Raw genomic sequence first — 12014 nt, forward strand, 5'->3', positions numbered from 1 at the left:
ACGGCGCCAGATCGATGACCGCCCTCCCCTCCTTGCCGTCTCGCACTCGCCCAGCTTCCCAGACCATCTAGTCCGATCCTATGCGCAACATACGCGGGGGCCGGCTATAAAGCCTGCCTCGGAGCGTAAAGCTCAAACATTGGAGACTCGAATCCAGAAGTGAGCTTTCGATGGCCTTCGCTTCCAGCCAATACAAGCCACCAGAGCATGACCTCCATCGGCGGTTCCTTCTGATCGGTTAAGCGCGAATACTCTCTCCTACTGAGTTCTGCGTCGGCGCGCAACATGCTGGCCACCATCAAAGCGTTACTCTTAGAGCGCCGTGCCTCGACGAGGGCTGCATCGCGTTTCCGGCGAAGACTCGCTGCGAAGCTCAGGCTGGCACTATGATTGGCAATGCCCTTCAGGCACATCAGGGCGATGTCCGAGACGAATTCATGCGCCCGAACACAAATTGCCCCAGGTACCAACCGAGGTCCGCATTCGCGAGGATGTCCTGCTCCGTTACTGTTGATGCCTCAAGTTTCATACGCCGGAGCATGAGTTTGCCTTGGCTCGACGTGACCCATGAGCGGACCAGATCTTTGCGCGTTTTCAAGTCAGCAGCGTTGAAGTGTTCACGTCCTTTAAGCGATTCTTCATTCATGCGTGCACGGACTTCTTCCTCACGCGATGCCATGGTGCGTGCGACCGAACTCCGGGTTTCATTCTTTGCGACCTCTGCTTCTGTTTCGTCGGTAAGCAGTTTTGACTGAACGTCTACCATGGTCCGTTCGGCTTCAGACATTTTCCAGTTATCGCGGAGAGCTCTCATCAAGTAGCCAGCTGGACTCCTTTTCACCTGTCCGCGATTAATCTTGAAGCGAGTGTATTCAACAGCTTGCTGGATGTGCGTATCGGTCCAGACCTCACGGTTCTCGGAAATCTCCGTAAACTGTTTAGTCGACAAGTTGAATTCATCCTTGAGAATCTTGTACAGGTGGCTGGCGTCAGCCAAGCTGGCCAAGACAGCATCGGCGGTATCCTTGCGCTTGAGCAGAAACCTTATGCGGTCGATTTTTTTCGATGTGGTGGACTCGGTCCTGGTTTCATACGTCAAATCGATGTCCGATACCTCATTGATTTCACGCACCGCCGGCTCAAGCCAGTCCCGTTTGAAGTATTTGAAGATAGCCGCGTTCGCACCCATTTTCCCGGGCCAATTTCGCATTTCTTCAAGCGGTATCCATTCCGTTCTGCCATCGGGGACGCTCGGCAGTATCTGGTCATAAATCGCTCGCGCCAGACTGCGTGTAAAAGCCGTCGAAATGCGCAAGCTTAGCCAGTGAGACTTTTTGGGGTCACGGATGTGTGGGACCAATCGAGGATGTACGTCGAATCGGATCCGTCCTCTGTGGAACCCTACCATCCCCAGCAGCTGGACTGAGACCCATAGGTCGTCTTCATTGGGGTCACGGTCGAGCGGCGTATCGGTCACCTGGATCTTCGCGTCCTGCGCTTCCTCTGCGATTGTGCGCAGGTGCTTTAGATTGCGGCTGTCATAGCGCATCAGCCATTTGAAGTAGTTCAGTTCAACGTCATACTGATCTCGTGCTTCCTGTTCCTGGGCAACGATGAAATATGCAGCGTCAAGAAATCGCCGCGCCGGCAGGCCCATGTTGACGATCTGCGTGAAAAAATTGTTCCGCTGATAGCCGATCTCACGGGTGGCTTCGCTGATGGGCATGCCCAGGTCGAACAGGTCCTCGAACAGCGCGAGCGCCATCTGGCGAGGTGTTACCCTCGACTTGCTTTCTTCAGGATTGTCCGCCGCCATAAGCTCATCAGCTGATCATTTCAATTGTTGCGAATGTAGCATGCATGGGTGAGCTGTCAACACATACAACCTCACCCTCCTCCGGTCGCACGCGGATGTTTGTAGTGGTCAAGCTTGCACCACCTTGCCGATTTCGCACAATTAACCTCACCTATGCACAATCAACCTCACCACGTTGAACCTGTGCCCCACGGTAACGCCTTATTTCACGCCGCCGGCAACGACGCCTTCCCGGTACTGCACAGCCAACCTCACCTTTGCTAGAGCAGTTTTTTTCTGCACATCAAACCTCACCATTGCGCGAATTAAACCTCACCTTGGCCACACAACGACACTCACCTTCCTGCACAGCAAACCTCACCTTCGACACAAGGAATCTCACCTTTCTACAGTTAAATTGTTGAAATCAAAGGAAACAAGGGGACTCTGTTGGTAGGTTGGTGGGTTTAATTCTTTAAAAAAACAAACCAACTCGTCGCCAATACGTTGAGACGTGAGTTGCTGAAGATGGTGAGGTTAGTTGTGCAGTGATGGGAAAAGAGACCGGTACGGAGGATGGCGAGCAAAATTCATGGTGAGGTCGATTGTGCATTGCATCACCGCTGGTCCGTGCTCGCGGGTTTTTCCACTAAAAATATATTAGGGAACGTCCAAAACACGCGATTGAAGGTGAGGTTAATTGTGCAGATTTACGCTTTGGCCTTTTTGCGGAGATTTTTCGCGCTTGTTCCGGAAATCCGGGTACGAAGGTGAGGTTGATTGTGCACTTCAGATCCGGTCGAACGACGCCGTCAATAAGAACAGCACAATCGACCTCACCTTGAAAATCTCAGGAGCGATTGGAGAGCGGTCTAGCGGCGTGCACGAGACAACAACTACGTCGACTCATGATCGTCCCGAAGAGAAATTGAGTAGTTTTACGTTTCGCGAACGCGCTCTACAACGTTGTGAGTGAAACATCGGCTGTCGTTTTCACAGATTATTTCTATAATAAACAGCAATTTATAGAGCAATTTACAAGTCTTTCCTGTATTCTGAGGTTAATTGAAATTTATGGAAAAACCTCAGAATGGTGAAAACGAGCCAACTTCCTGCTGTAGACCGAACTGTTCACCTTGAGCAAATTAGCCAATTTGCTGAAAAGGTCTCAATTTTCACAGATGAACTTCGTGACACTATTCTCGCTCCACGGCCGAGAAAGGCTGCGCCTGTCTTTAAAACAGGGGAGATTGCCGAAATGTGCAATATCGCCCACTCGCAGGTTCAATACCTCGCCACCAAGAGTGACGGAGAGTTGCCGTCGGGCACCGCGGCAGGCACTGGCCGAACCCGGACCTTCACTCTAGAGGAAGCGCGCGTCTGGGTTCAGAAAGTCTCTGACATCTATCAGACTCCGCTTGTTACCGGGACACGCGAGCCTGAAGGGAAAATCATTATCACGGCTCAGTTAAAGGGGGGATCGGCAAAGACAACCACAACCATGTGCCTGGCACAAGGATTGACGTTGCGCGGGCGCAAGGTGCTGGTTGTCGACCTCGATCCGCAAGCCTCGCTTTCCGAGCTTTGTGGTCTTTACGCGGAAAAGGATGTGACGCCGGACGACACGATTCTGCCTTACATTTACGACCAGGACATTGAAGGTGGATTGGAAGCGAGAGTTCAGTCAACGTATTGGAATGGTCTTGATGTCATCCCGGCTCACACTGAATTGATTGGTGCAGAGTTTCATTTGCCCGCGATGCAGAAAATGAGGCCGGGATTTCGGTTTTGGACAGTACTGCGCCAAGGCCTGGAGCCGCTGCGCAAGCGTTATGACTACATTCTCATGGACACGTCGCCTTCTCTGTCGTACCTCAACCTGAACGCGTTGCTGGCAGCCGATGCAATGGTTATGCCAATGGTCCCGGAGAATCTCGACTTCATTAGTTCGTTGTCGTTCTGGCGCCTGTTTTCTGATGTGTCCAAGAGCTTCATGAAATATGAGACTGACAAGAAATACGACTTTATTTCGCTGCTCCTTTCGAGGGTCGACTATGGCCGTACTTCGTCAGCGCCCATCGTGCGTGCGTGGGCACAAAGCGCCTACGAGAATTGGTTGCACTCGATTGAAGTGCCCGCGAGTTCTGTAATGAGTACGGGAGCGCTTGCGTTCTCAACGGTGTTCGACGTCAGCAGTACCCATAGCGCGTCAAAGTCGTTGCAGCGGGTTAGACAGCCTCTTGTCGATTACTGTCGTTGGATAGATGAAATCTATGCGGAAAAATGGAGGAACGCGCAATGAGCAATATGCGTGAACAATTGCTGGCCAAGACGGCAGGCATACGGGCAACTTCGTCTATTAACGGAGACGAAGTGAAACGAAGCACTCGCACGCAAACGGCGCCTGGCCTCGCGGGAGCGTTGGCGGTTGCGCAGCTCCGTGTGCAAGAGCTGGAGTCCACCGGTGCCGCTTCGAAATTGGTTGTGTCCGACGTTGTGCCGAACCCCTGGCAGCCGCGTCGAGTATTCAACGAGGCGAAGCTGTCGGAGCTGGCGGAATCCATTCGTGAGGTCGGGCTCATGCAGCCCATCGTGGTACGCCGGTCCGAGGAAAACTATCAGATTGTGGCGGGAGAACGCCGGTGGCGCGCGCACAAGATGGTCGGGTTCGACACAATCAACGCGGTTGTTGTGGAGTGTTCCGACGCGGATATGGCGGTCTTGGCCCTAGTGGAAAATGTCAGCCGTGATGACCTATCTGACTATGAAGTCGCCACGTCCATCAGGCAAACGGAAAAGGAATTTCCCGACCGGAAACGGATGGCTGAGGCACTGGGTATGTCCCGCAGTGGGCTCTACCAGTTCCTCTCATTCGAGAATTTGCCGGACTTTATCAGGAAGGACTTGGACATTCAGCCGCGACTGCTTGGTGGAACCGCAGCCCAAGCGATTGTGACGGCCATCAAGAAGCATGGCAACGGCGGTCTCACCGCTGCGCTGGAACTCTGGCCCCTCGTTGTGAAGGGTGATATGGACCAAGGTAAGGTCGCGGCGGCGATTAAAGCGTTGGCAACTCGACAAACGACGACGGCCAACTCAGCGAGCGAGCGGAGCATTGACAAGTTCTTCTCGGGCAAAGAACACGCCGGCTCTATTACCAAGGACATTAGCGGTATCACGGTAAAGATCAAATCTGGCGTGCTGACTGACGTGCAGGAGACGCAGATAAGGGAGCTAATAAGCCAAATGTTCCACGCTCAGCCTAAAGCGAGCTGAGGAACGATCGCCGTAGCAAAGCCCGCCATGTGCGGGTTTTTTTTGTGCTGTCTCCAAGCGTGTCTAGAGTCTAGACACGGAGCAGATATGGCGGCCCGGTCCGGAATCCATTTTGCAGCATATAGTCGTGTCTAGACTCTAGACATGGCGCCCGTAGCGTTGACACCCGCATGCCCAATTTTTAGAGCCTAGAAACGCGCGTGGACAGCCAACGGTCAAGCCGCGCTATCGTCACCGCGCGATACCTGGGAGTCTGACCGAGCACGCCGGCAGATCAGCCGAACGGACCAGCGAGTCTAGACGCGCGCGTTAGGCCTTGGTGCGGAGATCCATTTGCAACTCTGTTGACTGTTGATTCCCTGCTCGGCAGGTATGTAGAGATTGAAAATGTCGCCACGCGGCATGGCAATTACGCTTGTCTGGTGCCTAAAGGCCGCGGTCACAATAGAAAAATCCGTCCCTCAGAAAAGCAGCAAAGAGTTTCCGTGGCCACAACGCCGGAGACCGTATCAAAACCATGCCGGGATACAGCGCGACCGTCCTTGCCCGGGTGACGTCCGCAATCTGGTTGGTCGCTGATGCTCGTGGCCGGGCATCTTCTCGAAGGCTGCTTGTTCCTTTGCGATTGCTTCGGGCCTGTCTGGGCCGTCGGAGGGCACGTGTGAAGGCAAGCCACAGGACACTGAGGTACCGACGCAAGCGCGCGAGAGCTGGCTTTGCTGGGGATTCGCGAGTTCAGGGCGAGGACTTGTTTCAGGCTTCAAGTCTGGCGGAAGAGCTTCTGCGGACCGCCGTTTTACGTGTTCCAGTTGCTCGGGCAATTGCGATATCGGTGACCTCGGCCCGCCGGCACTTTGCTGTGCGCCCTCAGCGCCTTCCGCCCGAGCGTGTCTGTCGACTGACGCGCCGGGTGAATTTCCACGTAGCGACAGCCCCGTTCGTACCGATGCGTGTCTAGACTCTAGACACGCATCGGTACGAACGGCCTGCCAGTCTCGCGCTAAAGAGATATCGCGATAGGAGCTTCGGATTTTTCCGCCGGCGTATGGATGGTGGGCTTTGTCACGTTGTTGATCCGCTGGCGTAGGATCCTGACATGACGAAATCGAAATCGCTCCAACACGATCACCGTTTTTCGCCCCATGTCTTCAATTGCGCGGTGCGCTGGAATCGCTAGTTTCAGTTGATGCTGGACAACATTGAAGCCTCGCTTTTCGAGCGTAGCGAGGTCGGTAGCTATGAGACTGTTTGTCGCTGCAGACGCGTTTGGCGCAAGCTTCACGCGCAGTGCACAGGTTACGCGTTGCGAGTCTGGCACCACATCGGATCTGTAAGTCGTGTTTGTTACGCCGCAAGGCGAGCCGCATTTGCGGCGCCGGTGCAGCGGAATATCGAGTGCCGCGCCACGCTGATCGGACGGCTCGTCCTAGCAAATACGGGTAGTGTGCTGGGAAATATGCAGAAAGTCTGAAGGCAGGTAGGGGGTGGCCGTGGTGTAAGTTGATGAGTGTCCAATTCGTCAACCTGCCCCGTGGAGGGCTTGTGCCATGGCCACAACCAATCGTAGTGCGACCCGGCTGCCAGCGGAAGCGCTGGTTGCTGGCCATCGGGACCTGATGAAGGCCCTGATGAAGGACGCGCTGCAGGAAGTACTCGAAGCCGAGATGACGGAACAACTAGGCGCGACTTCCAACGAGCGCACCGAGGTGCGCAGCGGTTATGGCGCGGGCTACTGCGGCCGTGGCCTGATCCCGCGTATCGGCAAGCTCGAGCTGTGCGTGCCGCGCGACCGGCATGGCGAGTTCCCAACGGCCTTGTTTGAGCGCTACGCGCGCAGCGAGAGGCACTGGTCGCCCCCTCGCCGAAATGTATGTGCAGGGCGTGTCCACGCGCAAGGTGAAGGCGATTACGGTCACAGCTTCTCGGCCTCGGCGGTTTCGGCAATTAACAAGGGGCTGGACGCGACGCTGGCGAAGTTTGCGCATCGCCCGCTTGAGGAGGGCATACCTGTACCTGATGTCGATGCGTGCAGATCCATCTGCGGATAGGACTTGCAAACTCGTGTCAGGCACCTCGCGATGAGATCGCGCGGAGACCCTATACGCAACTAACGGTCCCCTGCGGGAGCATACACAACAAACGCCACGCTCAACATTCAATGGCGGAAGACGCCTATTACTTGTCATCAACGAGTCGTGGCATTCGAGTACTGTATAAACATACAGCCTGCGAGGAAGCCATGGAACAGTGGGTACGCGTGCGGAACGAGCAGGATCATCAGCTGTTGAGGTGGCTTGTTGAGGCCGTCGGCGAGGCGGCGATTGCCAAGGCTGCGCAGGCGTGCGCTAGGGGTGACGCTAAACCCTACTTATCGACCGTGTGTCGGCAGCTAGGGGTGTCGGTTCCGCGACTTTCGACCCCGCGTTCTCAGTCCGGCGGGGTAGGGGAACAGCACCTCCAAGCGATCTACCGCATCCTCCAGCGGCCGGGCACACCAGCTCGAGGCGATTGGCAATCCACGCGCTCGACGGCCTTGCATCAGTGACACACTGCGGCGCGCCGTACAAGGGTCCGTCTGGGGCCATGTTTGCCACGCCACCAGCAGGTTAAGAGTGCAGCAACTTTGTTTGCGGGATCGCCCTTGGCCGACAATTCTTTATTGACTGCGTTTGCCGGAGTCGACGGTTCTCCAACTGTCCGGGCGATGGCCCACGGGCGCCGACAGGGCGAGTTGAGGTTGGCCGAACGGTTCGCCCGGACCAAGTGCCGAAGCGGTTGGTCCGGGCGGCTTTTGCTTTAGCGCCATTGAACGGACCGGGTGCGAGCATGTTGCGCAACGTGCCGCGACCGTGAAACAATCGATAGCAAATCAGGAAGTCCCAAAAGCCATATCCAGTAACGAAAGGCCGCGTTAAAGGCCGGAATGTTTCACGCGCCCACGAAGCCTTTTGGGCTCGACGCGTTTTTGAACCCGGCTTTTTCGATAACTGGCGGCAATCCATCGATTTCCAAGCTCGCTTGTATCGAATGAGTCCAAAAGCGTATCAACCGCTACGTTAAGAATCAAACACAGTATCCTTCGCTATCGCGCGGCATGCAGGCGTCGAACGGGACGCAGCGCCATGGATAACTTGTCCGCTGCTCTGAGCGCGAAGAACCCGACCACGGATGGGGGCCGCAAACTTGCCGGGCAAGTCAGCAAGCTCTGGAAGGCCGTTGGCGCAAGTAGCGCGAATGACCGCTGCCAAACGCGTATGACACACCGACTCGCGCAGCACGCAGAACTCGTCGCCCCGCATGGTGATCAACCGATTCGTCGCTGATAAGGGTCAACTTCCACTACCTGCACGACCGACCCATTCACGGGCTCGCCATGCTTCAACATAGCTTCGGACTATTCCGAAGTGCATTTCTTGTTTTAGGCATTTTTCCGTTGAAATTGTTTGCCTAGACTTCGCTCCAGATGCGCCACTCGCTCCCGACAAAGGGCGCCGCTGAGCAATGGAGTGGGCGACGCCTGCGCGTCGCACCTATCTGGATGAACAAAACAGGACGGAGGCAATCATGTCTGAAAACAGCTACGAAACGGGGCGGCTCAATTTGCCGTTTGTGGGAATCTGCACGTTCGCGAAATCCCCCTTGTGTCTTGATTGGGACAAGATCGGCGCGGACGTCGCGGTAATGGGCGCGCCCTTCGACTGCGGCACTCAGTGGCGCGCCGGAGCGCGCTTCGGCCCGCGTTCGATTCGCGACGCGTCGACGTTGTTCTCGTTCGGCCACGGCGGCGCATACGACTTTGAAGACGATGTTGTTTACCTGCCTAGCGACGAAGTTCGTATCGTCGACATCGGCGACGCGGACATGGTGCACACCAACACCGAAAAGAGCCACGCAAACATTGAGTACGGCGTGCGCAAGATCCTGGCGGCGGGCGCGTTGCCAGTGGTGATGGGCGGCGATCACTCGATCAACATTCCGTGCATCAACGCGTTCGAGGGCCAGGAGCCGTTTCATATCGTCCACATCGACGCACACCTTGATTTCGTTGACGAGCGTCATGGCGTGCGATACGGCCATGGCAATCCGCTACGGCGCGCGGCGGAGAAAAGCGTGGTGTCGGGCATGACGCAGATTGGCATTCGCAACGTGTCGTCGACGGCGCGCGAAGGCTACGCCCAGGCGCGCGAGATGGGTTCCGACATTATTTCGGTGCGCGATTTGCGGCGCCTCGGCATCCAGGGCGTGCTGGACCGCATCCCGAAGGGCGTGCGCTATTACTTGACGATCGATATCGACGGTTTCGATCCCTCGATCGCGCCTGGCACGGGCACGCCTAGCCACGGCGGTCTTCTGTACTACGAAGGACTTGAACTGTTCGCAGGCCTCGCCGCGCAGGGTGACGTGATCGGCATCGATCTCGTGGAAGTTGCGCCCGATTACGATCATTCGGGCTCCACTTCAATTCTTGCCGCGCAATTGCTGCTGAATACCATCGGCCGTGTCATGCATCAACGCAAAGTTAAGCGAAACCTTTCCCGCTAATTAATCCGCGCGCTGTTTGCCGCTCCGTGGGGCGCGGCCAACTTGCTTGCCGGCTGCCCGCAACTGGTTGCAAAAGGCCTGTACGACGCGCGCCGATTCACCCCCCTTGCGCGTGATGATCTGAAAGTCCAGATGGGTCGCGTAGTGCTCGGGATCGATGCGGGTCAACAAACCGCTGTGCACCCAGGGCTGGGCATAATGCGGCGGCAGAAAGCCGATGTAGTTGCCGGACAGAATCAGCATGGCCCGGCCTTCAACGTTATCGACGGAGGCCGCGGCTTCCGGCATGCGCAGCAACTTCAATTCCTGGCTGCCGAGATATGCGCGGGCCGCCAGCCGCTGCTTGCTGAGTAGCGAAACAGAAACCCTGCCACTCGCCCGTTCGTGCAACGGATGCGTGGACGCACAGTAGAGCCCTTGTTCCTCACGATAGAGCGGCAAGTAATCGAGGCCAGGAATTTGCGCGGGGAACGGCCCCACTGCAAGATGCAGACGGCCATCCAGCACGTGCTGCTCCATGCTGCCGGGCGTTTCGATCTGTACATGCAGGCGGACTTCCGGAGCCATCTGGCCGAACTCTCGAATCGCTATTGGCAGAGGCGAGTACTTGTCGGTCAATGTCGCTTCGATCATGCCAAAGCGCAACACGCCGGAAAGCTGATTGCGCAGTGCACCGGCCTCCATATGAAATGTGTCCACCGCGCCGAGCAGACGTTGCGCGGCCGCGTGTAGTTCCGCGCCCTCCTCAGTGAGCCGAAAACCGGCGCGTCCGCGTTCACATAGCCGGAGTCCGAGTCGCGTCTCCAGCTGCGACATATATTCGCTGATACTCGATGCACCGATGTTGAGAATTGGCTGTGCAGCGGAGAAACCACCACATCGCACGATGGTTTCGAAGATCCGCAGCAGCTTGAGATCCGTGTCCTGAACTTGCATCGTGCCACCTCTCCATTACTTCGGGAATTACCGAAATATGCTTCGTCAATGGTGCATTTTATTGGAGAATTTGGCAACACAAAATTGTTGCTAACCCCACTGTCCAGACATTGGAAGAGGCGTCGCGACGGATGGGGTCGCGCGATGTTTCCGTGCCCACACTGATGAGATTCGCCGTCTCGGCGACGACACGGTTTGGCACACCACACGAGGTGAGGAAAGCATGATGAACAAACCATACGCAGGCGCAAGCTGGGTGACAACAGTCGCTTTGAGCATGATCTCCCTGAGCGCGACGGCCGGCGATCAGGTCGTCAAGATCGGTTTGACAGGGCCGTTGACTGGCGCGCAGGCCGCCATTGGCAAGGACGACGAAAACGGCGTGAGAATGGCGATAGAGCGCTTGAATGCCAAGGGTCTCGTGATCGGCGGCCAGAAGACGCGCTTTGAACTGGTTTCACAGGATGATGCCGCCGACCCTCGTACCGGCATGACGGTCGCACAAAGTTTGGTGGACGCGAACGTCAAGGTCATTTTCGGGCCTTTCAATTCCGGCGTCGCGATTCCGATCTCGAACCTCGTGAACGTGTCGGGCATCGTGATGGCGACTGTCGCGTCGAATCCGTCGATTACGCAGCACGGCTATCCGTTCGTGTTTCGCATCTCGGCCAGCGATACGCAGCTTGGCAGCCGGATGGGGGAATTTGCAGCGAAGGAACTGAAGGTCAAGCGTATCGCCGTGATCGACGATCGCACTGCGTACGGTCAAGGCGTCGCCGACGAGTTCGTCAACGCGGCTAAAGCCAACGGCATTGAGATCGTCGATCGTGAATATACGACCGACAAGGCGACCGACTTCGTCTCGATCCTTACGCATGTCAAGGGCTCGAATGCCGAAGGGATTTTCTACGGCGGTTACTATGCCCAGGCCGGCGCGCTGCGCAAGCAGATGAAGCGCCTCGCGATGAATGGCTACCTGCTGGGCGGTGACGCAATGTGCAATGCCGAACTGGCGAAACTTGGCGGCGATGCGGTCGACACGCGCGTGTATTGCCCGCAAGGCGGCCCCGTTCTCGATCAAACACCGGAAGGTCGTCGGTTCAAGGCGGACTACAAGCAGCGCTTTCATACCGATCCGCTGACCTACAGCGCTGCTTTGTACGATGGCGTGAACATCGTCGCGCAAGCGATGACGAAGGCCAATTCGATTGAACCGGCCCAATACCGCGCTGCGCTGGCGAACATCGATTCTCACGGTGTTTCCGGCCACTACCAGTTCGACAAGAATCGCGATCTCACGGATTCTCCCATCACGATCTATAACTATCGAAATGGCGAACCGACGCCTCTTGCGTCTGCGCAACCGTAGGCTTACGCCGTGCGCGCCGTCTGCGTGACCGTACGCTCAGACGGTCGCTCCACCCAGCAAACGGCCATTCACTGCGCCGATGACATCCGGGCCAAC

7 protein-coding genes are annotated in these 12014 nt (G+C 56.5%); 5 read left to right on the plus strand and 2 right to left on the minus strand.

The genetic code is table 11. The features are described from left to right. Positions 1–412 precede the first annotated feature (412 nt). A complete protein-coding gene (locus SBC1_RS37210) occupies positions 413–1816 on the minus strand; it encodes a replication initiation protein (protein WP_165106842.1) in 1404 nt (467 codons plus the stop codon). Positions 1817–2885: 1069 nt separating this feature from the next. Between SBC1_RS37210 and SBC1_RS37215 the strand changes: the two genes are divergently transcribed. From SBC1_RS37215 to speB, 4 genes are all read left to right on the plus strand, one after another. Beyond that, on the plus strand, positions 2886–4097 hold the full coding sequence (locus tag SBC1_RS37215) for a ParA family protein (protein ID WP_165106845.1): 1212 nt from the start codon (positions 2886–2888) through the stop codon (positions 4095–4097). Further along, the gene (locus SBC1_RS37220; RefSeq protein ID WP_165106848.1) at positions 4094–5071 is read left to right on the plus strand and encodes a ParB/RepB/Spo0J family partition protein; all 978 of its coding nucleotides are present in this window, start codon (positions 4094–4096) and stop codon (positions 5069–5071) included. Before SBC1_RS37215 ends, SBC1_RS37220 begins: the two co-directional genes overlap by 4 nt. A 1547-nt stretch (positions 5072–6618) precedes the next feature. Further along, positions 6619–7119, plus strand: coding sequence for a transposase (locus SBC1_RS37225; RefSeq protein ID WP_165989214.1), 501 nt, complete (start codon positions 6619–6621; stop codon positions 7117–7119). 1516 nt (positions 7120–8635) lie between these two features. Beyond that, on the plus strand, positions 8636–9613 hold the full coding sequence (gene speB, locus SBC1_RS37230) for an agmatinase (protein WP_165106855.1): 978 nt from the start codon (positions 8636–8638) through the stop codon (positions 9611–9613). Here the strand turns inward: speB and SBC1_RS37235 are convergent, their stop codons facing one another. Then, positions 9614–10549: a LysR family transcriptional regulator gene (locus SBC1_RS37235; protein ID WP_165106861.1), complete on the minus strand. Its 936-nt coding sequence runs from the start codon at positions 10547–10549 to the stop codon at positions 9614–9616. 226 nt (positions 10550–10775) lie between these two features. On the opposite strand from SBC1_RS37235, the gene SBC1_RS37240 reads away from it, so the two are divergent. Further along, the gene (locus SBC1_RS37240; protein ID WP_165107447.1) at positions 10776–11918 is read left to right on the plus strand and encodes a branched-chain amino acid ABC transporter substrate-binding protein; all 1143 of its coding nucleotides are present in this window, start codon (positions 10776–10778) and stop codon (positions 11916–11918) included. Positions 11919–12014 lie beyond the last annotated feature (96 nt).

It is taken from the genome of Caballeronia sp. SBC1 (assembly GCF_011493005.1).
In the GTDB taxonomy this organism is placed as follows: domain Bacteria; phylum Pseudomonadota; class Gammaproteobacteria; order Burkholderiales; family Burkholderiaceae; genus Caballeronia.

Excerpts from the sequence above, each read along its gene's own strand:
- SBC1_RS37210 (WP_165106842.1), bottom strand. The coding sequence starts at position 1,816 with ATGGCGGCGGACAATCCTGAAGAAAGCAAGTCGAGGGTAACACCTCGC.
- SBC1_RS37215 (WP_165106845.1), top strand. The coding sequence starts at position 2,886 with ATGGTGAAAACGAGCCAACTTCCTGCTGTAGACCGAACTGTTCACCTT.
- SBC1_RS37220 (WP_165106848.1), top strand. The coding sequence starts at position 4,094 with ATGAGCAATATGCGTGAACAATTGCTGGCCAAGACGGCAGGCATACGG.
- SBC1_RS37225 (WP_165989214.1), top strand. The coding sequence starts at position 6,619 with ATGGCCACAACCAATCGTAGTGCGACCCGGCTGCCAGCGGAAGCGCTG.
- speB (WP_165106855.1), top strand. The coding sequence starts at position 8,636 with ATGTCTGAAAACAGCTACGAAACGGGGCGGCTCAATTTGCCGTTTGTG.
- SBC1_RS37235 (WP_165106861.1), bottom strand. The coding sequence starts at position 10,549 with ATGCAAGTTCAGGACACGGATCTCAAGCTGCTGCGGATCTTCGAAACC.
- SBC1_RS37240 (WP_165107447.1), top strand. The coding sequence starts at position 10,776 with ATGAACAAACCATACGCAGGCGCAAGCTGGGTGACAACAGTCGCTTTG.